The organism is Amycolatopsis jejuensis, from assembly GCF_000717335.1.
GTDB lineage: Bacteria > Actinomycetota > Actinomycetes > Mycobacteriales > Pseudonocardiaceae > Amycolatopsis > Amycolatopsis jejuensis.
Genome location: NZ_JNYZ01000011.1, coordinates 250,938 through 272,813 on the forward strand (window position 1 = coordinate 250,938; position 21,876 = coordinate 272,813).

The following is a 21,876-nucleotide window of genomic DNA, read 5'->3' on the forward strand; positions in this document are numbered from 1 at the left end:
CGCCGAAGCTCCGATGCCCGGCGACAGACAGTACCCAGCCTACGACCCCCTGTGCACCGCGGTGAACCCCGGTGCGCCGAACGGCTCGGCTTTTGCCCGCGAGCGGCTGCGGGTAGTTTGTTCCCCGCTGCGGGGAGAGGAAGATCGCCGATGGCAGGCTCTGGCGAGTCCGACGCGGATACCACCGCGAGACACTTCGCGCTGGGCCGGTTCGGGCCCGCGCCCCGGGTGCTGGCCGGACGGTACGAGGTCGGCGAGCGCATCGGCGAAGGCGCGACGGCGCACGTACACCGTGCCGTTGACCGGGAAACCGGCCGGACGGTGGCGGTGAAGCTGTTCCACGCCGGGTCGGTCGGGCTGGGCCGCAGCCGCCACGAGCAGGAGGTGGCCGCCCTGCGCGCGGTGCGCCATCCGGGGCTCGTGGGGTTCACCGACGCGGGCACCGACGAGGGGCACGCGTACCTCGTGATGGACTACGTGCGCGGCCCCAACCTGGCCGAATGGCTGCGGTCCGGACCACTGCCCGCCGACGACGTCGCCCGGCTCGGCGCGCAGCTCGCCGAAGCGCTCGCGCATGTGCACGCGCACGACGTGACCCACCGGGATCTCAAGCCGGCCAACATCCTCATGTCCGCGGACGGCCCGCGGATCGCCGACTTCGGCGTCGCCTGCATCGTCGACGCCACCCGCGTGACCGAGACTGGCGCAGTCGTCGGCACGGCCGCCTACCTCGCGCCGGAGCAGGTGTCCGGCGAACATCCCGGCCCGGCCGCGGACGTGTACGCGCTGGGTCTGGTCCTGCTCGAATGCCTCACCGGCACTCGCGAATACCCGGGTACGGCAACGGAAGCGGCGGTGGTCCGCCTGCACCGGTCGCCACGGATCCCGCCGGACGCGCCCGGCCCGCTGGCGAAAACCCTGCGCGCGATGACCACCCGCACCCCCGCCGCCCGGCCGTCGGCGGTCGCCGTGGCCCGAGCCCTGCGCGGCACGGACACGCTGCGGCTCCCGCTGAAGGCCCGGCTGTCGGTGTTCTGCCGCCGCCGCACGAGCCGGCGTGCCGTGCTGGCCGCGGCCCTCCCGGTCGCACTGGTGGCACTCCTGCTGGCGACGCCGTTACGCCCGGACTCCCACCATCCGGCTCCGCCGCCCGCGCCCTCGACGTCGCCGGAACCGGTCGTCCCCTCCGCTCCGCCCCCGCCAGCCTCGGCCTCGACCACCGCCCCACCACCCCGCGAGACGACCACCTCGCGTCCCTCGTCAAGTCCTGCGGCACCCAGAACCCCGCCGGGAAAGACCAAAACCCACGGGAATCCCCACGACCCGGGACGGGGAAAGGATCCCCACCGGACCGGACTCGGACCAGGGTGAGTCACTCCCGGCGGCTCGCCCGGCCCTCCCCGACCGGCTCCCGTTCCGCCTCCGGCACACGCGCGTCCTCGGTCGGCACCGGCTCCTGCGCCGGTTCCCCGGGCACCGGCTCGGGGTGGTCGAAATGCTGACGGCACCACCGCCCGTACCGGCGTGCATGCACTGTCATCTCTTCCACCTCCCCTCCCTGCCCCACCAGGATCCCGCGCCACCCGATCCCCGCGCCACCGAATTGCGCTGCGTCAGCCGACCGGGTGGCGCACGCCCGGGAACGACGTCAGCGTGCGGCCGCGGACCGCGTCCGCCTCGACGAGCGTCCACGGCCCGTGGCAGATCACGCCGACCGGTTTCGCGGCACGCACGAAATCCCCGGCGAACTTCACCGCGGCTGCCGAACGCCGCAGATTGTCCGGGTCCACCCGGAACCGCTCGCCTTGGTGGATGTCGCCGTTCATGGCCCGGATTTCGCCCTCGGCAAGCGAAACGAGGTCCGCAGTCGCCCCGGCATCCCGCACCGCGCGGCTGTTCCAGTTCGGCCTGCTCGACGCCGTCCGGTTCGTGCGCAAGGACTTCGGGTATCCCGTCAACGGGCCGCTCAATCAGCGCGGGGGACAGCTTCGATCGCCAGCACCGCAATATCGTCATGCCCGGAGTTCCCCAGCCATTCGCACACCGCCTCGCGCAGCCGCGCGACGACCTCCCGCGCGGGTTTGCCCACGCATTCCTCCAGCACGGTGTACAGCCGTTCGTCGCCGAAGAGCTCGGCGGATTCCGTGCGGTTGCGGGCTTCGGTGACGCCGTCGGTGTACAGCAGGCACACATCACCAGCGGCCAGATGTGTGGTCGCCTCCGCGAATCGCGCCTGCGGCGACACTCCGACGAGCGTGCCCGGCACGCTGATCTCCTCGACGCCTCCCCCGTGCCGCAGCACCAGCGGCGCCGGATGCCCACCGGACGCGAGTGTGACGTCCAAACCGGACCCCGCGGCCACCACCGAGCCAAGCACGAGCGTCGCAAACCTGTTGCTGCCACCGGAAATCAGCAGTTCGTTCAGCAACCGCAGCAACGTGCGGCCGTCGCGCTCGACCAGGTGCAACGCCGTCAGCGAATGCCGGACCCGGCCAGTCAGCGCGGCTGCCTCGGCGCCCTTCCCGCAGATGTCGCCGACGACCACGAAGGCACTGCCGTCCTCCCGCGAGAGGACGTCGTAGAAATCGCCGCCGACCCCGAGGACCCCGGCCGCCGGTTCGTACCACAGCTCGAAATTCGCCCCCTCGACGCGCGCCGGCGGCTTGGGCAGCAACGTCGATTCGAGACCGCGGGTGGCTTCCTCCTGGCGGGCGTAGCGCTGCACGTTGGCGAGCGCCGTCCCCGCCGCGCCCGCGAACGCCTCGAACGCTCTCACCTGCGCCGCCCCGAACTCGGGGTCACCGCGGCGCCCCAGCAGTACCGCCCCGGCCACGTCCGAGCCGAACGACGCGACGGACACCTCGGCATTGCCGTCGAACTGCTCGGCCACCACCGCGGGCAACAGCGCGACCTCGGTACCCGGCACCGTCCGCGACGACGCCCGCACGGACTCCGCGACCGCCTCCGCGACGACCGGCGCGAGCTGCGCGGACACCCGCCGGATCCGGCCGTGCCCGGCCGTCCCGTGCTCGGCGCAGCTCCACCATTCCCACCGGCCACGCGTCGTCGGCAGCAGCACGACGACACAATCGCCCAAAGCGGACGCGGCCAGCTCGGCAATCACCCGCGCGGTGGCATGCCGGCCCCGCGCGGCAGCCAGCTTCGGACCCGCTTCGGCGAGGAATTCCTCGGGACGGCGGCGGCCGTCCTCGACCACCGTCCACGCCTGCCAGCCGCCCGGCAGCACCCGGACTTTGGCCGGTCGGAGCCCGACCTTCCCGGTGGTTTCCGTCACGCTCACGAAGTCCGCCGCCGCAAGCCGCTCACCAGCGGCGTTGGCCCAGCGCAGGGCGCCTGCCGGGTCGAGCAGGAAGACCGGGTCGCGGACGTCGTCGAGCACCGAGCGCCACCACGCGGCTTGCTCGGGCAGGCCGGGGCCGGGTGGCAGGGCCGACGCCGGAGCGGGCCGTGACACCATGCACGAACCTCCTGCCTCCGGGTCGACCTGACGGTCCTGGTCCTTCCAGGTTGGCACAGTGTGCGCGGGCGGACTGGCTCGAAGTGTAGGGCGAACCATGGCACGCTGGGTCGACGACCATGGCTGGCACACGCATGGTGGGAAGGTCGGCACACATGACACAGAATTCCCGGACCTCCGGGAACTCCGGGGCCGCCGGGAACTCGGAGCCGGACGGCATCCCGGCCGGCGAGGCCGCCGCGCTGGAGCGGCTACTCGGGGCAGTCCACGACCTCGGGGACGGCAACTTCCGGCGGCGGTTCGTCGCGCACGGGGACGGGATCACCGCCCGGCTGGCCTCGGCGTTCAACGACATCGCCGAACGCAACCAGCGGCTGGTCACCGAGCTGATGCGGGTCCGCGGCGCGGTGGGCCAGGAAGGCAGGCTCACCGAACGCGTGCGCACCGAGATCGGCCCCGGCGGCTGGTCCACGGCCGTCGACACGGTGAACGGCCTGATCGAGGACGTCAGCCGCCCGGTCGTGGAGCTGGACCGGGTGCTCGGCGCGGTCGCCGAGGGTGACCTGTCGCAGCCGATGGCGTTGCAGCTGGACGGCCGTCCGCTGCGCGGGCAGTACGCGGAGCTGGCGAAAACGGTGAACGGCCTGCTCGCGCAGCTGTCGCGGTTCGCCGCGGAAGTGATCCGGCTGTCGCGCGAGATCGCCGGGGAGGGCCGCCTCGGCGGGCAGGCCGAGGTCCCCGGCGTGGCCGGCACCTGGCGCGATCTCACCGATTCGGTCAACTTCCTCGCCGACAACCTCACCGAGCAGGTCCGCAACATCGCCTCGGTCACCACCGCGGTGGCGCGGGGCAACCTCACGCAGAAGATCAACGTCGACGCACGGGGCGAGATCCTCGAGCTCAAGAACACGATCAACACGATGGTGGACCAGTTGTCCGCGTTCGCCGACGAGGTCACGCGCGTCTCGCGCGAGGTCGGCTCCGAAGGACGGCTGGGCGGTCAGGCGCGGGTGCCGGGCGTCGCGGGCACCTGGCGCGACCTCACCGACTCGGTCAACCTGATGGCCGACAACCTCACCGACCAGGTCCGCAACATCGCGCAGGTCGCCACGGCCGTCGCCGCGGGTGACCTCACGAAGAAGATCGACGTCGACGCGCGCGGCGAAATCCTGCAGCTCAAGACCACCCTGAACACGATGGTCGACCAGCTGTCCGCGTTCGCCGACGAAGTCACCCGCGTCGCCCGCGAGGTCGGCAGCGAAGGCCGCCTCGGCGGGCAGGCGGAGGTCCCGGGCGCGGCGGGGACCTGGCGCGGCCTCACCGACTCGGTCAACCAGATGGCGGACAACCTCACCGACCAGGTCCGCAACATCTCGCACGTCACCACCGCGGTCGCGAAGGGCGACCTCACGCAGAAGATCACCGTGGACGCGCGCGGCGAAATCCTTGAGCTCAAGACCACGATGAACACGATGGTCGACCAGCTTTCGGCGTTCGCCGACGAGGTCACCCGCGTCGCCCGCGAGGTCGGCACAGAGGGGCAACTCGGCGGGCAGGCCACCGTACCCGGGGTCGCCGGTACCTGGCGCGACCTCACCGGCTCGTTCGCCGACGAAGTCACCCGCGTCGCCCGCGAGGTCGGCACAGAGGGGCAACTCGGCGGGCAGGCCACCGTACCCGGGGTCGCCGGTACCTGGCGCGACCTCACCGGCTCGCAAGCTCGGCGGCCAGGCGCGCGTACCCGGCGTCGCGGGGATCTGGAAGGACCTCACCGACAACGTCAACGTCATGGCCGACAACCTCACCGTCCAGGTGCGCAGCATCGCCACGATGGCGAGCGCGGTGGCCAACGGCGACCTGTCGAAGAAGATCGCCATCGACGCGGCGGGAGAGGTCGCGGCGCTGGCCGAAACGCTGAACGGCATGGTCGAGACGCTGCGCGCGTTCGCCGACGAGGTCACCCGGGTGTCGCGCGAGGTCGGTACCGAAGGCATCCTCGGCGGTCAGGCGCGGGTGCCCGGCGTGGCGGGGACGTGGAAGGACCTCACCGAGAACGTCAACTTCATGGCGCACAACCTCACCAGCCAGGTCCGGAACATCTCGCAGGTCACGACCGCGGTCGCGCGCGGCGACCTGTCCCGCAAGATCGACGTCGACGCCCGGGGCGAGATCCTGGAGCTCAAGACCACGATGAACACGATGGTCGACCAGCTTTCGGCGTTCGCCGCGGAGGTCACGCGCGTGGCGCGCGAGGTCGGCACCGAGGGCAAGCTGGGTGGCCAGGCCGAGGTCGAGGGCGTGTCCGGCACCTGGAAGCGGCTCACCGAGAGCGTGAACCAGCTGGCCGGCAACCTCACCACGCAGGTCCGCGCGATCGGCCAGGTCGCCACGGCGGTCACCGCGGGCGACCTGACGCGGCACATCACCGTGGACGCGTCCGGGGAGCTGGCCGACCTCAAGGACAACATCAACCAGATGATCGCGAACCTGAAGTCGACGACGTCGGCGAACCGCGAGCAGGACTGGCTGAAGACGAACCTGGCGCGGCTGTCCGGGCGGATGCAGGGGCACCGCGACCTCGCCTCGGTGGCCACGCTCATCCTGTCCGAGCTCGCGCCGCTGGTCAGCGCGCAGCAGGGCGCGTTCTTCATCGCGCACGACGACGGCGACGACCCCGAGTACAAGATGCTCGACTGCATTGGCGCCTACGGCCTCGCGCAAGCCCGCACCGGCCTGCGGTTCCGGCTCGGCGAATCGCTGATCGGGCAGGCCGCGGTGGACCGGCGGACGATACTGGTCAACGGCGCTCCCCCGGAGTACGCGCTGGTGTCCTCGGGCCTCGGCTCGGCGCCGCCGGTGAACGTGATCGTGCTGCCGGTGCTGTTCCAGGGCGAGGTGCTTGGCGTGCTGGAACTGGCGTCGGTCAACGAGTTCTCCGCGGTGCACCTCGACCTGCTGGAGCAGCTGCGGCACACGATCGGGGTCAACGTCAACACGATCCTGTCGAACTCCCGTACCGAGGCGCTGCTCACCGAGTCCCAGCGGCTGGCGCAGGAACTGCGGGCGCGGTCCGAGCAGTTGCAGGCGCAGCAAGGGGAATTGCGCCGGTCGAACACCGAGCTGGCCGAGAAGGCGGCGCTGCTGGCCCAGCAGAACCGCGACATCGAGGTCAAGAACATCGAGATCGAGCAGGCCCGCCAAGAGCTGGAGGAACGGGCCGGGCAGCTCACCGTGGCGTCGCAGTACAAGAACGAGTTCATGGCGAACATGTCGCACGAGCTGCGGACTCCGCTCAACAGTGCGCTGATCCTGGCGAAGCTGCTGTCGGAGAACCCGGAGGGCAACCTCACCGAGAAGCAGATCCAGTTCGCGAAGACGATCTACGCCGCGGGCAGCGACCTGCAGCAGCTGATCAACGACATCCTGGACCTGGCGAAGGTCGAGGCGGGCAAGCTGGACCTGCAGATGTCCGACGTCACGCTGCCCGAGCTGGTCAACTACGTCGAATCGCTGTGCCGCCCGCTCACCGCGGACAAGGGCCTGGAGTTCGCGGTACTGATCGACCCGCCCGTACCCGGCAGCGTGCACACCGACGAGCACCGCTTGCAGCAGGTGCTGCGCAACCTCCTGTCGAACGCGGCGAAGTTCACCGACGAGGGCGGCGTGCGGCTGCACATCCGGATGGCGGGCGAGGAAGAGGTCGAGCAGGAAGGCCTGCGCGCGGCGGCGGGCATCATCGCGTTCGCCGTGGAGGACACCGGAATCGGCATCCCGGAGGAGAAGCTGGAGGTCATCTTCGACGCCTTCCGGCAGGCCGACGGAACCACGAGCCGCAAGTACGGCGGAACCGGGCTGGGGCTGTCGATCAGCCAGCAGCTGACGGAACTGCTGAGCGGCGAACTGCGGGTGAGCAGCGTCCCGGGCCGCGGCAGCACGTTCACGCTGTACCTGCCGGTGGGCGCGGCGAACCTGATCGCGCCGACGACGCCGGTCCGCCCCACGCCGAAGCTGCCGGTGCTCCCGAGCACCATCACGGTGGCCGAACCGGACAGCGCCCCGAAACGCTTCAACGGCGAGAAGGTACTGATCGTCGACGACGACCTGCGCAACGTCTTCGCCCTCGCGGCGGTCCTGGAGCAGGCCGGGCTGGAAGTGATCTACGCCGACACGGGCGTCGCAGGCATCCGGGCACTGGAACGCCACGAGGACACGGCACTCGTGCTGATGGACGTGATGATGCCGGAACTCGACGGCAACGCGACCATCGCCGCCATCCGCGCCGAGGCAGCCCACGAGGACCTGCCGGTGATCGCCGTGACCGCCAAGGCAACGGAAGAGGACCGCGAACGCACCCTCGCCTCGGGCGCGGACGACTACATCACGAAACCGGTGGACACCGACCTGCTCCTGGACGTGATCGCAACCCGCCTGGAGGCGGATGCGGCGTCGTCTTCACAGTCTTTGCAGGTGGGGACTTTGGAGCGGGTGACGGGAATCGAACCCGCGTAGCTAGTTTGGAAGACTAGGGCTCTACCATTGAGCTACACCCGCAGCGCCCCCGGTGACCCGGAAGCGAACCCAGCTTAGCGTGACCGCTAAGCTGAGCCGCACACCCCCCGGGAACGACGCGCCGGAGGGTGCCGGGATGTGGCGCAGCTTGGTAGCGCATCCGCTTTGGGAGCGGAGGGTCGCAGGTTCAAATCCTGTCATCCCGACCGATGGGGGCTGGACCTGCGGGTTCAGCCCCTTTTTCGTGGGGTTGAGCGCCGGGGGCTGGCACAGCGCTCGGTGACGCTCCTCTTTGAGGGTTTTCCCATGCGCACCTGAGCCCTGCCCTGGCTCCCGCCGAGTCGGCAGGCGTTGATCGACGAGTGGGCTATGTCACTCGAGGCGGAGAACAAGAGCTCCCGCACGATCCGCGGCTACTGCGACGCCGTCAGGTTCTTCCGCTTCTGGCTCGCCAACCCCATCGCACCGACGGAAGCCGACAGCTCCGAAGCGCGGCTGTCGTCGGTTCCGACCGAGCCCGAAGACCACGAGCCGAACCACATCTGGCGATGGATTGCCGACCGCCTCGCCACCACCAGCCCCGGCACCGCGAACAACAACCACCGGGCGTTCAGCGTGTGGTTCACCAGGCAGATGGTCGAGCATGAGATCGAGCACCACCCGGTAGCCCGCATGAACCCGCCGCACATCCCGGAACAGCCGATCCCATCACTCCGGTGGAATCATCAAGCAGGTTCTCCACGGCTGCCAGGCCTGCGACCTCCACAGCCGCCACGGCTCGAGCACGCAGCAATCAGCACCGCTCACCCTGACGGGCGCACTGACCTGAGGCGACTTGACTCCATACCAGCCCAAGCGCGCAGAAACCGGTCAACTTACACTGTCTGCAACCTCGATATCCTTCTCCTCGGCAACAAATTGCGCGACAGTAATGCCACCCGCACCGGAAACCTCGACTTCGTACCGCCCTCCCGGATAGCACTCGATAACGTAACCTACATCACCAGCATGAACCCCTTCACCACTAAAATCATCCGTCAGCACGCGAACCTTTTGATACTGCTTGATCACTTCGTATCACCGAGTGAACCCAGAGAAAGGTGTAGTGAGCTTGATCGTACCATCCGACTGAATCATCCAACCGCTCTTCATGTAGCTAACCCTTCCAGACTGCGGGCCAATCCCGCGTAATTCTATCTCAATGTCAATTCTTTGACCATACTCATCCAGCTTGCCGAGTTCGAACTTTCCGGATGCGTACTTACCTCGAGCTTGCTCGGCCCATTCCCGAGCCAACGCGCCAGAATTCTCCCTGCCGTAACCAAGTCCACCGAATACCTTGTCTTTTCCATGAGCCGCCCCATCTTTGAAAATATAGTCTGAAAACTTCCGGACGTCCGCATATGCTTCCGCGGGCGCAGCCTCTGCAACGGGCGGTGAAACTTCCCTCGCAGCACCAGACCCGCGAGCGGCTCTAGCAGCCGCGATCGCGCCGCCACCGATTATCAACAAGTCTTCCATTGCATCGTTTACCGCACCGTTCCAGTACACCTCGGTGTGACATTCGCTGGCATGATCAACGCAATAGAAGGCCGCGATCTCCTTAGCCCCGTCCACATCGTTCGGATGTTCCAGGATATGGATCCATGCCATCCGGCATCCGGTGAGGCCAAAGCAAGCCTTCTCACCCTTGTCCCCGGTGTCCGCCTTCCAGAAAGTGTCGCCCGTCCACGCCTGCTGAGCGAACGTGGACCAGCGCCTGGCCAAGGTGTCGGCATCCCGGGTCCGAAGCGAGTGGTTGTTGGTCCACGCTTTTCGGTGCGCCTTCTTAGCCGCCGGCTGGCCTCTGAGAACCCCTTTCTGGGCCAGCTGGTCGTGGGTGTAGTGGCCGTTGATGTCGTTCCCGCCCGGTGCCATCGGGTCGATGCCGCAGTCGCCGAGCCGCCCGATGCAGCGGCCCACGTCGTTGTACTCGTTCTGCCCAGTCGGGTCGCTCTTGAAGATCGGGCTGTTGCTGGAGTAGCTGTATCCGTTGATCTGCTGCGGATTCGCCGGGTCGAACACCGGGTCCAATGACAGGAAGCGACCGGCAGACGAGTCGTACGCGCGAGCGCCGAGCTGGGTGAGGCCCGTCGAACTGTCCTCCGTGCCGCCGACGAAGCCACGCTCACCCGGTAGGTCGACAGCCGGTCCGCGCGGTGTTCCGAACGGGTCCTGCCTGCGTTGGGTGACGCTGAGGTCCGCCGAATTGACAGCGATCTGGCTCGTCCCCTGATGATCGCCGACCAGCCAGGTCAGTTTTCCAGCCGTCCGGACCGCGACCGTTCCCCCACCGTGGCTGTAGTAGCGCGTGGTCGTCGCCGTCTGCCCAGTCGGATCGGCGTGGATCTCCTGACCGCCCAGATAGAGCGTCGTGCCGGATGGATCATGCCGAACGAGCCTGCCGCCTCCGGCGTCGTAGACGAAACTGGTCTTCGCCGAGCCTTCCGTGACCGAGTCGAGCTGCCCCTCGAGTGTCCAGTCGAGACTCTGTTCCGCAGCGACGCCCGGGCGGGTCGTGGTGTTGCCGATCTGGTCATACGTGTACTGACTGTCCGGCTTGCCGGGGACACTGGTCGAGTTCAGCTGGTGCGGTTTCGCCGCTCCCGGATCGGCATAGCCGTACTTGCGGGTGACCTCCCCCGCGCTTGTGTGCTGTGTGTCGGTCAGCCGGTTTCCGGACTTGTCGTAGGTAAACGACTGCCAGTACGGAGCGGGGCCGGACAGAGACCCGGCCGACGGATCGCTGTCACACCCCGCGGAAGGTGGTGTCCATGCGTCGGTCAGCCGCTGCAGGTAGTCGTAGCGGAAGCACTGGGTGTCTGCCGGCTGGTCCTGCGGCGTGTTGGAGATCGAGGTGATGTTTCCGGCCGGGTTGTAGGCATAGTGAGTGTCCGCCTGCATCGGGTGCGGGACCTCGGCGTCGACGATCGTCCGGTCCAGCCGCCGGGTGTGGTCGTCGTAGTAGTAGGACTGCCAGACCCGGTGGTCGCCTCCGCCGAGTTGCAACCGCTGGAGCTCGCCGTAGCGGCTGTAGTCCGACGCTGTGACGTAGTCCGCATCTCCGTTCGTGGTGACCGGATGGCCGAGGTCGTCGTAGACGTACAACATGCTCTCGACGGCAAGGTCGCCCGCTGCGGGGAAGCTGGAGCCGCCGAGGCTGCCGTCCGGGTTGTAAGACAAGTAGGTCGAGTACGAGCCGGCAAGCTTAGGGCCCTCGACTGCGGGAATGGTGACGGTCTGGATGGTCGGCTGATACAGCGGCGAATAGGCGTTGACCTTTTCGGTGTAAGCGTTGCCGTTGACCCACCGGGTCGAGCTGGCAAGCTGCCCGACGCCCTTGAACGCGGTGTCATAAACCCATTCGGCCATTTTGGTGCCCGCGGTGCTGCCCTGATAGGTGCCGGTCTTCCGGCCGAGGGCGTCGTAGCTGTACGCGAGGGTGACGTTGCGGGCGTCGGTCGTGCTGACCTGCTGGCCGAGTTCGTTGTAAGCGTAGGTCGTCGTGCCGCGGTCGGGGTCGTTGGCTTGCTTCAGCTGGCCGTGGAGGTCGTAGCTGTAGGTCCAGTGGTTTCCGCTCGAATCCGTGACGGACGCGAGCTGGTCGCTGGGCGTATATCCGTAGGTTGTCTCGTCGTAGTCGCCGGTCGGCTGTGCACCGTGATACTGGCGCAGCGCACGCGTGTGCCCGCGCGCGTCCGTGAGCGTCGTAGTGGGCACTCCGCCGGCCGGTGGGGTCACGCTGGTCCAGTCGCCGCCGTAAGTGGTCGTGGTGCGCCACTTTTCGGTCCCGCCTGCCTGATAGACGGCGGCAGTCGGTCGGCCTGCGCCGTCGAACTCCTTGACCGTGAAGCCAGGAATCTCCGTGTCGCTCGCGACCCAGAGTTTCGTGTCGACGTTCTGGTCGTTGTAGAACGGCTGCGTCGTTTTATACGCGCGGTTCTGCGAGTCGTAACGCGTGTCCACGAGCAACCGGCCGCCGCCCGGGGCAGGAGCCTGAACCTGGCGCGGGCGGTAGAAGCTGTCGTAAATGGTGGTCGATGTGGTGAACCGGCCATTGGCCGTCACACTTGTCGCAGATACAGCACTCGGCCCGTCGTTCCTGACGTCGTACGCGTAGCGGCTGCTGCCCTGCGGGTTGTCTGCGTGCGGCCGGTTCGGCTGCCACACCTCGGCATTGCGGCCGAGCGAGTCGTAGGCGATTTCCGTGACGCGTCCATTCGCGTCGGTGGTGGTCTTGGCCGCGCCCCACGCAGGTTCGAAGACCGTTGTCGTCTTCTGCTGGAGTGCGTTCGCAGTCGTCAGTTGCGTGACCGGCCCACCGGTCGCCGGAGCGTAGGTGCTGGTGGCTTGGTGTCCGACGGCGTCGGTCACCTTCGTGGTGCGGCCGTAGAGATCGCGTTCGGTCTTCGCGGCCGTCCGGTACACCGGCTTGCCGTTTTCGTATCTGTCGAGGTCCTGCGCCGAGGTGACGTCGCCGGTCGTCGGCGCTGCGCCCGCAGCTTGATTGTCATACCCCAGCAAGGCGTCGGTGATGACGTCGCGCGGGTAGACCGGAGGTGTTCCGCAAGCCACCGCCGTGTTCTCGACCCGGGAGGAGTAGGACAGCATCCACAGCGCGGTGTTCTGGGCATATGTCGTGGTCGTGCAACGATCGTCGGACGGGTCGTTGACGTCGCCGAGGTCGTTGACCTGGGTGGGCAGGCCATTGGCGTCGTATGCGGTGGTTGTCTTCGTCGTCCGCCAACCGCCTGCCGCCAGCGCAGTGAAGTTTCGCGATGTCCCGGGGCGGACTACGTAGGCGTTGAACGTCGCCCGGGTAGCGGTCGGTCCCTGCCAGCTGGGTTCGCTGATGGTTTTGCCGACGACGGGACCGTTCGCACCATTCCTGGTGATGGTTTCGAGGGTGTAGCCCTGCAACCAGTCTTCGTCGGCGTGGCTGCCGTTCTCGTCGTCCGTCACTACGACCGACCGCGTGCCGTCCCCAAAAGCCCTTCTCCTCGACACGGTCTCTGGACGACGGGTCCGCGGCACCGCGTGCCGTCTGCGCGGAGCTCCATCGTACTGGTTCGAACCTCCGCAGTGGTCAGATCAAGTTTCGGCAAGAAATTGCGGAACGCCAGCCGGATCTCCCGAGAACACATTGTTCCGCAGCCCGATGTCCGCCCGCGCACCAAGGCCTGGCAACACTCGGCAGCAGCCCTGCGACGAAGCCACCCACGCCATGACGCCGTACCTCGTCCCCCGACCAAATTCTAGAGATTTTCTTGACTTCTCGAAAATCCACCACATAGAGTGGCGGTACCCAGAGCACGGAGGTCGTCTCATGAGTACGTCGCTGCCGGTTCGCGTTCATCACTACGGGTGGACCGTCGATGATCAGGAGGTCAACCGGCGTTTCTACGAGGGGGTGATCGGTCTTCCGCTGATCGCCACCTGGACCGAGATCGAGGACATCGACGGGGTCGAGCGCGCGCTCTCGCATACCTTCTACGGTCTCGCCGACGGTAGCGCCCTTGCGTTTTTCCAGATGGCCGATCCGGGGGACCAGCGGGAGTTCAACACGCCGATCAACCCCACGCCGATCCGGCACCTCGCCTTGAAGGTGGAGCAGGAGGTCCAGGACGCCATCCGCCGGCGGCTTGCCGACGCGGGCTATGCCGAGCCGTCCACATTTGTGGTCAACCATGGTTATTGCGTTTCGCTCTATACGGTGGATCCGAATGGGCTGCAGCTCGAATTCACCGTCGACCATCCCGATGTCGAGAATATCAACGCCGAGCGGCTCCGTACTGCACACGCTGATCTTGCCCGCTGGCTCGGCGGTGATCACTCCAGCAACAATGCCTGGCGGGACGACGTGACGGCCGCTCCGGAATCGCGACTATAGCCGAGGGAAACGCCATGAAATGGGCTACCTACCTTTCTCCCGAGACCGGTGCCGAACGTGCCGGGGTGATTGTCGACGAACAAATTTTCGGGCTCGGGCCGGAAGTGAGCGTTCTCGGTCTACTCGGCGACGACGGTTCGGCATTGGCGGCGGCCGGGGAAAGGGCGACCAGGGATCCCCGTGAGGTCGTCTCGATCGGGGACGTCGCATTGTGTGCGCCGATTCCCCGGCCGCCTTCGATTCGGGACTCGGCTTCGTTCGAAGCGCATCTGCGGGCGGGATTCGCGGGCCTCGGAGTGCCGTTCGACTTCGACAATTGGTACCGGCATCCGATGATCTATTTCACCAACCCGCATGGCCTCACCGGATCCCGCGCTGACATACCGGCCGCGGCTGGGTCGCGGAAGCTGGACTACGAACTGGAAGTCATGGCGGTCGTGGGGCGGGAGGGGACCAACGTCGACGTCGCCGAGGCGGAAGAATTGATTGTCGGCTACTGCATTTTCAACGACTGGAGTGCGCGCGACATCCAGGGTTACGAGGTCAAATTCCAGGTCGGCCCGTTCAAGACCAAGGACTGGGCGATGACGACCGGACCGTTTCTCGTCACCAAGGACGAGCTCGAGCCGTTTCGCAAGGGCAACGCATTCGACCTCGAGATGAAAGCGTTCGTCAACGGACGGCAGTACAGCCAGGGGAATCTGTCGGACATGTATTGGAGTTTCGCCGAGCTGGTCGCGTATTCCGCTCGGGGAACGTGGGTGAAACCGGGTGACCACATTGCGTCGGGAACCGTGGGCACCGGCTGCATTGTCGAGCTGTCGACGAGAGAAGATGCGGCCGAATACCCGTGGCTCACGGTCGGCGATGAAGTGGTGCTCGAAGTCGAGGGGCTGGGAAAGCTCGTGAACCGCATTGCCGAGCCACTCCCGATTCGGGAGCTGCGCCCCGGCGTGTGAGCGGGTCAGCTGCGCAGATCGGCGTTGTGGCTCAACGCGTCGGTGGTGCGCTGAATGTGCTGCGCAATCAAGCAAGCCGCATTCATCTCGTCACGGGCTACGACGGCGTCGCGGATCTGGAGGTGTTCCAGGGCGACGTCGCGGTCCGGGTCCGGCGCCATGGACCCGGACCACCACCGGTACAGCGACGCCGCTTCGCGCAACGAAGTCGCAACGGACAGCAGCCTCGCGTTGCGGCAACCCTGCAAGGTCGCATGGTGGAACGCTTCATGAGCGTCGACCCAGTCCTCGTTGATTTCCCCGGTTTCCGTCCTGTCCGGGGTGTTGGCGAGCGTGTGATGCGCGGCAATCACCGACGACTCCCACTGGAGGTCACCCTCCGTAATGGCGCGGCGCACCACCATGCTCTCGATCTCGATCCGCGCCTCGGTGATCTCCTCGAGGTCGGCCAGGTTCAACGACCGGACCCGGAAACCTTGCTGCGGCAAGGCGACGGCGAGGCCCTGCTCGGCCAGGCGCATCAACGCCTCGCGCACCACGGACTGGCTGACCGCGAACCGTTCGGCGAAATCGACGAAGCGCAGCCGCGAGCCGGGGGGAAGGTTTCCGCGCAGGATCTCCTTGCGGACTTCCTCGTAAACCAGCTCGGATCGAGTCGTCGAGATTTGGCCGACCATGGCTCCATCCTAACCGAACATCGCGACCGGACCAGAACTGCGGGACTGGGTGAGTATCTCGGGATACTGGGTGTTACCGAGCGTTACCCATCCAGACTCAGCGCCGCCGATCGGCGCGACGTTTCTCCTGCTCACCGGCTTCGAGGAGGTTCAGCGCGCGGTCTCCGAACCCGCCGACGGGGGGGTCGCCTCTGATGGGGTGCCCCCTCGCCGCACGGGGCCGGATCAGCTGGAGGATCGAATCCGTTTGGCGCAGCAGGGTTTTCGCCCGCTACCTGCGCCAGCAGGTGACGTAGCCGAGCGGCGTTTGAACGCTGCTCGTGACATCCCGGCCCGGTGCACCAGTTCCTCCTCCCCGGCGGTGCCGGTCCGCGGACAAACCGGCCGCCGGGGTTGCAACTCCGCGTCCAAGTACGCGGACAAGGCGGAAACCAGGTCCTGCCGAGCCACTTTCGCCGCACAGCACCGCATGCTGCAGGTCAGCCTCGCCCTCGGCTGAACCGCGACCGAAACTACCCGCGTGGTTTCCCTTGCCCCGTATCGGCGACCCGGAGCAGCCCCGTCTCCGGATGGCAGCCGACGTACTCGAAATGCTGCTGCTCCGCCGTCGCGACGATCACCTCGTGGTTCGGCCGGAAGCGGGCGCCGGGGCCGGTCTCGGTCAGGAACTTCATCGCCTGGCCGAAAATCGCGAGGCGGGTGGCGTGGTCGCCGGCCGAGGTCGGCGATACTCCGCCACCAGCTCAGCCCGAAACTCTTGTCCACCGGATTGCCTTCGTCGTCGAGCAGGCGGACGTACCGGTCCCACCGAACAGCCGTCGTCGCGGAGGAAGGTCATTCCGGCGCGCAGGATCGGTTCCACCTCTTCGAGGAAGCGGCGGCGCTCGTTTCGCTCCAGTCCTGGCCGGAGCGGCGCGATCTCGCCGCTGAGGTCGGTGCCAAGGGTGCCGATTCCGGTCCGCCGGTCGTCGGAGTAGAGGGTTTCGAACCGGGAGACGGTCGGCTGCACGACCTCGGCGACATACCCGGCCGCGCCGCCGAGCCACGCCGGCCGGGTCTCGGCGAACCAGCGTTCGAACGGGACCGGGTCGGCCCAGCAGGCGAGGGTCAGCAGGGTGGGGAAACCGGCTTCGCCGACGTACTGGGCGTGATCGACGTGCACCTGGCCGCGCACCGCTGCGCCACCATTGCCCGCGCGGCGGTGGGCGGCGCGTGTCCTTCCCGGTATTGGACTCCGAAGCAGGCCATGACCACCTGCTGCAGCATGGCCGGGGTACCGCGCGACGAATCCGGGTGCCGGTGGCGTCCAGTCCGCAGGCATGCTGCCCGGCCCGGTGAGCTGCGCCGGAATGGCCGATTCCATGGTTACCCGGCGGTCGTGAATTCGGCGGAGGGCAGGTCTGCCACGTTAGCCGCCGGGTGGCGATTGATCAGCAGGCGCAGGACGTCCGGGCGCGAGTAGTGCCCGGCCGGGTCGGCGGTGGACTTCGCGATCGCGCGCAGGTCCGCGGGCAGGTCGGCGTAGACGAGCCCCTCGGCGGTCTCCGGAAGCGGTTCGGCCATCGAGGTGCCTTCCGGTCCGTAGATCCGGGCGAATCCGCCGCCCGCTTGCAGCAGCTTGCGTTTTTCCCCGGTGTCGCAGAAGGTGTCCAGCGTGGCAGCACCGATCACCGCGCACGGCGCGATGACGAAAGCCTGTCCCTCGACCGCGTACATCAAGCTGGCCGCCGTGTTCACCTCGGGGCTGAGCGCCTGCGCCACCCCGCGGTAACCGGCGAAACTGGGCCACGACGCGACGTGGATTTCTTCCCCCATGCTGTACAGAGCGTATTTCGTGAGCGGCTGCAGGTGTTCCCAGCAGTTCAGCGCACCGACCTTGCCGAGTGCGGTGTCGTGGACCTGCAGGTCGCTGCCGTCCCCCTCCCCGAACACCGCGCGTTCGACATGGGTCGGCTTGAGCTTGCGCCGGACGCCGAGCAGCTCCCCGGTATCGGAGACGAACGCCTGCGCCAGGTAGAGGCTGCCGCCCGCGCGCTCGCTGAATCCGAGCACGACGTGGATGCCATGCTCGGCGGCGGCACTGCGGATCCGGTCCATCTCGGCGCCGTCGCGCGTGATCGACGCGGCCGTGTACCGGGGCACGAACCGCATTCCCCCGGCCGGGGACTCCAGCCAGATCCACCACGGGTAGCCGGGCAGGAACGCTTCCGGGAACGCCACGAGCTCCGCCCCTCCCGCCGCGGCTTCACCGATCAGCGCGACGGTCTTGTCCACCGCCGCAGCCAGGTCGAACAGCCCGGATTCGGCTTGCACCGCGGCGACGCGCACCATTCTCTTCATCGAGGTCTCCTTCGGGCTCTGGGGACCTCCCAGCCTGCCGCGGTTCCGGCGGGTCCGGCGGACCTGCCGTGCCACGCTGACAGACGCGCCGTGCCAATCCCGCCTAACCGCCGGACCCCCGGTATTCGCCCGGCGAGCGGCCGGTCGCCTGGTGGAACGCCCGGCGGAAACCCGACTCGCTGTCGAACCCGCACGCCGCCGCCACCGCACCGACCGGACGACCCGGGTGAAGCCGCAGCAACCCCTTCGCATGCTCGATCCGCACCCGGCGCAACTGCGCAGCCACCCCTCCCTCACCGGCCAGCCGGTACAACGTCCGGCGCGACACCCGGCACGCCCGGGCAACCGCATTGACGTCCAGCCGCGGATCGGCGAAGTTGCGGCGGAGGAAGTCCGACATCCGTTGCCGCAGCAACGTTTCCGCGGCCGCCGGGTCCGGGTCGCGGCCCTCGGCGAACGACGCCGCTGCCGACAGCAGGCCGATGGCGTGCGGCCCGAACACGGTCATCGGGTTTCCCGCGTCCTTGGCCGTGTCGTACAGGGAGGTGAGGAACGCCGCGACGACTGCTCCCGGGGTGCCGCTCCCGAGCGGGCGGGCGGTGACCTTGCGGGTGTCCCGGATCGTCACCTCCCGTTTCGGGACCTGCGCGACCAGCTGGCTGCCCGGGACGCCGGAATGCAGCGTATAGGGCCGGGTGCTGTCGTAGAACGCGATCGTGCCCGCGGTGAGGTGTGCCGTGCGGCCGTCCTGTTCGACCCGGGTCCGGCCGGTGAGCTGGACGCTCGCCAGCAGGTACTCCTCGTTCTCCCGGGCGATGAGCGCAGGCGTCCGCCGGACGATCGAGCCGCCTGCCGCCACCGTGGTCAGTTCGAGGTCGCCACACGGCACGTACTCGATCCGCCCGTGGAACTGCCGGTCCCCCACCGGCTCGGCGGTGAGCCGCACAAAGGTCGCGCAGATCAGGTCCTGCCAGTAGTCGAACACCTCGTGCGGCGGCAACCCGGTGGTGCTCAACTCCGCGTACACACCCCGGTCCACCACCACGGTCATGCGGAAAGCGTACCGGCATTCAGGCACTGCCGGTCAGCGGAAGGCTCGGCGCGACACTCCGGCCGATCCCCTGCGCTGCCACCTGCAATGCGGCCACCAGCCGCGGAACGTCCTTGCCCAGCCGGGGGACGACGATCCCCAGCGCCGCGATCACGGTGCCGTCCGCTGCCCGGATCGGCACTGCGACCGACGACGCACCCAGGCTCATTTCGTCCACCGTCTGCGCGAAACCGTCGCTGTGCACGCGGCGAAGCTCCGTGCCCAGCCGCCCCGGCTGGACCACTGTGTACGGCGTGATCCGCGGCAGGTCCGCGAACACCTTGTCCCGCACCTCTTCCGGCGCGTAGGCCAGCAGCACTTTTCCGACCCCGGTCGCATGCAGCGGCAACCGCCCGCCGATCCGGCTCACCACCGGAACCGACGCGTGCCCGGACAGCCGGTCGAGATACAGCGCTTCCGTGCCGTCGCGCACCGCCAGGTGCACGGTCGCGAGAGTCGCGCCGTAGATGTCGTGCAGGAACGGCGCCGCGGCCTGCTGCAGGCCCGACTGGATCGGCGCGAGCAGGCCGAGGTCCCACAACCGCCTGCCCACCACGTAATTCCCCGCGGGCGTGCGAACGAGCGCGCCCCATTCGACCAGCTCCCGCACCAGCCGCGACGCGGTCGCCAGCGGCAGCCCCGCGCGCCCGGCCAGCTCGGTCAGCGTCAAGCTGCGGTGGTCCGGATCGAACCCGCCGAGCAACGCGAGCACCCGCGACGCCACCGTCGCTCCCGGCTGCCCCGTGTTCCCGGCCATCCCGTACCTCCGCTCCGGCTCGACCGCCGGCGGACCCAGGGTAACCTCAGCGGCACCGCCCACCGCACGGACTCACGCCGGTGAACCAAGCTCCGGGAGTTTTCCCCGCGGGGCGGACGCGTCGGCGGTACCCAGGCAACGATCCTCGTCGAACAGGCCCAGTTCGTAGTGCACCGTCTGGTCGTCGTACCCGCTGATCGTGACCCCGATGTCGTACGTGCCCGGGTAGCGGACTTCGCCGAGGTACGTCACCCGGTAACGCCATGGGAGATGCTGCACGGCGTTTCCCGGCAGCGCGGCGATTGCCTCGTCGTACCAGCCCACCTGGGCGATGTAGTTGACGTGCCGGTTGAGGTCGACATCTCCCACCCGGGCGTGGACGGCGGCAGTCTCCGGGTAGTGCTTGCGCGAGCGGCGGGACGGGGCGGGTTTCGGTGCGGCTGCGGTGGATTCGGGCAGGCGCAGGTCTTCCAGGTCGGCCAGGAGTTGGTCCGGCAGGGCCAGCGGGCCGGACTTGGTGGCGAGGACGATGGTGGCGTCGGCAGTCGCGACGATCTTGCCGTCTTCGGTGGCCATGGCCTGGCGGTAGGTGTACGACGTCCGGCCGATCGCCTGGATTCCGGTGCCGATTTCGACGGTGGCACCGGCTGCACCGAACGGCGTCCGCCGCTCGACGCTCTGGCCCGCCAGCAGGATGTGGAACGGCCCGAACCCGCCATCGGCCACGAGCTGCTCGAAGCGCGGGAACTGCAGGCGGACCCGGGGGTGCTCGAAGAGGCGGACCAGTGCCAGGGTGCTCGTGGTGCCGTCCGGGGCGAGATCGCCGAATCGTTGTTCCACCCGGTGGCGGGCGGGGAAGCCGTCGAGGGTCATCGTCCGGTCACCACGCCACGGGCAGCGATTGCAGGCCGTGGATCAGCGCGCGGTCCTTGAACTCGGGCGCGGCGGCGAGGTGCAATCCGGGGAATCGTTTCAGTAATGCCGGTAGTGCCAGCCGCAGTTCGAGACGCGCCAGCGTTGCGCCGAGGCAGTGGTGGATTCCGTGGCCGAAGGCCAGGTGCGGACACCGGGCGCGGGTGACGTCGAGTTCGTCTCCGTTCGCGACCAACGCGGGGTCCCGGTTGGCGGCAGGCAAAGAGGTGACGACGTGTTCGCCGCGCCGTACCGGATGTCCGCCGATCGTGGTGTCCTCGACGGCCACTCGTACGAAACCGGCGTGCAGCACCGAGGTGTAGCGCAGCAGTTCCTCGACGGCGTTTTCGACCGCGCTCGGATCGTCGCGTACCAAAGCGAGCTGCTCAGGGTGCTGGAGCAAGGCGAGGGTGCCGAGCGAGATCACGTTCGCGGTGGTTTCGTGGCCGGCGATCAGGATCAGATCGGCCAGGCCGGCCAGTTCCTCGTCGGACAGCGCACCCGCGCCGTGCTCGCGGATCAGCAGGCTCAGCAGGTCGTCGCCCGGATTTTCGCGATGCTGCGCGACGAGCGCTTGCATGTACACGTCGGCTTCAGCATCGAGCCGCAGCCGTTCCCGCGGCGACATCGTCGTGTCGAGGAACCTGTTGCTGCGCGCGCCGAATTCGGCCCGATCGGCGAACGGCACGCCGAGCAGTTCGCAGATCACCAGCGATGGAACCGGAAGCGCGAACGACGAAACCAGGTCGGCGGGTGGCCCGGCGGCGGCCATCGCGCCGAGATGCTCGTCGACGATCTCCTCGATCCGCGGAGCCAGCGCCTGTGCCCGCCGGACCGTGAACGTCGCGGTGAGCAGCCCCCGCAGACGCGTGTGCTCGGGTGGGTCGAGCATCAGCAGCCGCCCGGCCCGGCGGTGTTTCATCGCTTCGTCGTCGACCCCCTCGGCGGCCAGTCCGGGTGACGGGCCGATCGCGTCGAGCCGGAGCCGCGCTGCATCCGCGTGCACGGCCCGGACCTCGGCATACCGGCTGAACAGGGTCGACTCGTGACCCAGCGGCGAACGCACACGGCAGACCTCGCCGGAATCCCGCCGGCGCGGCAGGTCCGGGGCGAGGCCGAGCCCGTCGCGCAGGGCAGCCAGCTCGGGCAGAACCGATTCTTCCATTGTCCCTCCCCCTCTTCCGGTGCCCATTGAACCGTACGCACGCACTGCGCGCAACGGTGC

16 protein-coding genes, 2 tRNA genes and 2 pseudogenes are annotated in these 21,876 nt (G+C 68.2%); 5 read left to right on the forward strand and 15 right to left on the reverse strand.

The genetic code is table 11. The features are described 5' to 3' along the window. Nucleotides 1–150: 150 nt before the first annotated feature. A complete protein-coding gene (locus tag OO71_RS16385) occupies nucleotides 151–1,371 on the forward strand; it encodes a serine/threonine-protein kinase (protein WP_084144979.1) in 1,221 nt (406 codons plus the stop codon). Between the two features lies 1 nt (nucleotide 1,372). Here OO71_RS16385 and OO71_RS50125 read toward each other — a convergent pair whose 3' ends face one another. From OO71_RS50125 to OO71_RS16395, 3 genes and pseudogenes are all read right to left on the reverse strand, one after another. Beyond that, nucleotides 1,373–1,540, reverse strand: a complete 168-nt coding sequence (locus OO71_RS50125; RefSeq protein WP_156096326.1) for a hypothetical protein — start codon at nucleotides 1,538–1,540, stop codon at nucleotides 1,373–1,375. Nucleotides 1,541–1,628: 88 nt separating this feature from the next. Next, nucleotides 1,629–1,950: pseudogene (locus OO71_RS46450) on the reverse strand (DJ-1/PfpI family protein); the annotation flags it as partial. A gap of 16 nt (nucleotides 1,951–1,966) precedes the next feature. Continuing rightward, nucleotides 1,967–3,478: a PP2C family protein-serine/threonine phosphatase gene (locus tag OO71_RS16395; RefSeq protein WP_033290626.1), complete on the reverse strand. Its 1,512-nt coding sequence runs from the start codon at nucleotides 3,476–3,478 to the stop codon at nucleotides 1,967–1,969. Nucleotides 3,479–3,696: 218 nt separating this feature from the next. Here OO71_RS16395 and OO71_RS47445 point away from each other — a divergent pair. Further along, nucleotides 3,697–8,001, forward strand: a pseudogene (locus OO71_RS47445) (HAMP domain-containing protein); the annotation flags it as partial. Here the strand turns inward: OO71_RS47445 and OO71_RS16420 are convergent. After that, nucleotides 7,956–8,029 (reverse strand) — tRNA-Gly (locus OO71_RS16420). The pseudogene OO71_RS47445 and the gene OO71_RS16420 sit on opposite strands and share 46 nt — an antisense overlap. A 90-nt stretch (nucleotides 8,030–8,119) precedes the next feature. Between OO71_RS16420 and OO71_RS16425 the strand changes: the two genes are divergently transcribed. Beyond that, nucleotides 8,120–8,193: transfer RNA gene (locus tag OO71_RS16425), tRNA-Pro, on the forward strand. 207 nt (nucleotides 8,194–8,400) lie between these two features. Here OO71_RS16425 and OO71_RS52210 read toward each other — a convergent pair. From OO71_RS52210 to OO71_RS16435, 3 genes are all read right to left on the reverse strand, one after another. Next, nucleotides 8,401–8,613, reverse strand: a complete 213-nt coding sequence (locus OO71_RS52210) for a hypothetical protein (protein WP_245633685.1) — start codon at nucleotides 8,611–8,613, stop codon at nucleotides 8,401–8,403. A 244-nt stretch (nucleotides 8,614–8,857) separates the two neighbouring features. Then, nucleotides 8,858–9,058, reverse strand: a complete 201-nt coding sequence (locus OO71_RS48890; protein WP_084144980.1) for a DUF4926 domain-containing protein — start codon at nucleotides 9,056–9,058, stop codon at nucleotides 8,858–8,860. 6 nt (nucleotides 9,059–9,064) lie between these two features. Further along, the gene (locus OO71_RS16435; RefSeq protein ID WP_051791606.1) at nucleotides 9,065–12,988 is read right to left on the reverse strand and encodes an RHS repeat domain-containing protein; all 3,924 of its coding nucleotides are present in this window, start codon (nucleotides 12,986–12,988) and stop codon (nucleotides 9,065–9,067) included. 364 nt (nucleotides 12,989–13,352) lie between these two features. On the opposite strand from OO71_RS16435, the gene OO71_RS16440 reads away from it, so the two are divergent. Further along, nucleotides 13,353–13,916 (forward strand): VOC family protein, encoded by a 564-nt coding sequence (locus tag OO71_RS16440; protein ID WP_033290632.1) that lies wholly within the window; start codon nucleotides 13,353–13,355, stop codon nucleotides 13,914–13,916. Nucleotides 13,917–13,930: 14 nt separating this feature from the next. Continuing rightward, on the forward strand, nucleotides 13,931–14,875 hold the full coding sequence (locus OO71_RS16445; RefSeq protein ID WP_033290633.1) for a fumarylacetoacetate hydrolase family protein: 945 nt from the start codon (nucleotides 13,931–13,933) through the stop codon (nucleotides 14,873–14,875). A gap of 5 nt (nucleotides 14,876–14,880) precedes the next feature. Here the strand turns inward: OO71_RS16445 and OO71_RS16450 are convergent, their stop codons facing one another. The 8 genes from OO71_RS16450 to OO71_RS16480 all read right to left on the reverse strand — a co-directional run bounded on the left by OO71_RS16450 (nucleotide 14,881) and on the right by OO71_RS16480 (nucleotide 21,816). Beyond that, nucleotides 14,881–15,552, reverse strand: a complete 672-nt coding sequence (locus OO71_RS16450; protein ID WP_033290634.1) for a GntR family transcriptional regulator — start codon at nucleotides 15,550–15,552, stop codon at nucleotides 14,881–14,883. Between the two features lie 512 nt (nucleotides 15,553–16,064). After that, nucleotides 16,065–16,226 carry a phenylacetaldoxime dehydratase family protein gene (locus OO71_RS48895; protein WP_084144981.1) on the reverse strand — a complete coding sequence of 54 codons (162 nt, stop codon included), beginning with the start codon at nucleotides 16,224–16,226 and terminating at the stop codon, nucleotides 16,065–16,067. Further along, complete coding sequence (locus OO71_RS47450) at nucleotides 16,223–16,726, reverse strand: hypothetical protein (protein ID WP_051791607.1); 504 nt, start codon at nucleotides 16,724–16,726, stop codon at nucleotides 16,223–16,225. The genes OO71_RS48895 and OO71_RS47450 overlap by 4 nt, the downstream gene beginning before the upstream one ends. A 191-nt stretch (nucleotides 16,727–16,917) precedes the next feature. Beyond that, nucleotides 16,918–17,892 (reverse strand): carbon-nitrogen hydrolase family protein, encoded by a 975-nt coding sequence (locus tag OO71_RS16460; protein ID WP_051791608.1) that lies wholly within the window; start codon nucleotides 17,890–17,892, stop codon nucleotides 16,918–16,920. Nucleotides 17,893–17,995: 103 nt separating this feature from the next. Next, nucleotides 17,996–18,943, reverse strand: a complete 948-nt coding sequence (locus OO71_RS16465) for an AraC-like ligand-binding domain-containing protein (RefSeq protein ID WP_033290635.1) — start codon at nucleotides 18,941–18,943, stop codon at nucleotides 17,996–17,998. Between the two features lie 19 nt (nucleotides 18,944–18,962). Continuing rightward, the gene (locus OO71_RS16470) at nucleotides 18,963–19,739 is read right to left on the reverse strand and encodes an IclR family transcriptional regulator (protein ID WP_033290636.1); all 777 of its coding nucleotides are present in this window, start codon (nucleotides 19,737–19,739) and stop codon (nucleotides 18,963–18,965) included. A 72-nt stretch (nucleotides 19,740–19,811) separates the two neighbouring features. Beyond that, on the reverse strand, nucleotides 19,812–20,612 hold the full coding sequence (locus OO71_RS16475) for an acyl-ACP thioesterase domain-containing protein (protein WP_051791609.1): 801 nt from the start codon (nucleotides 20,610–20,612) through the stop codon (nucleotides 19,812–19,814). Nucleotides 20,613–20,619: 7 nt separating this feature from the next. Beyond that, nucleotides 20,620–21,816, reverse strand: a complete 1,197-nt coding sequence (locus OO71_RS16480) for a cytochrome P450 (RefSeq protein ID WP_051791610.1) — start codon at nucleotides 21,814–21,816, stop codon at nucleotides 20,620–20,622. Nucleotides 21,817–21,876 lie beyond the last annotated feature (60 nt).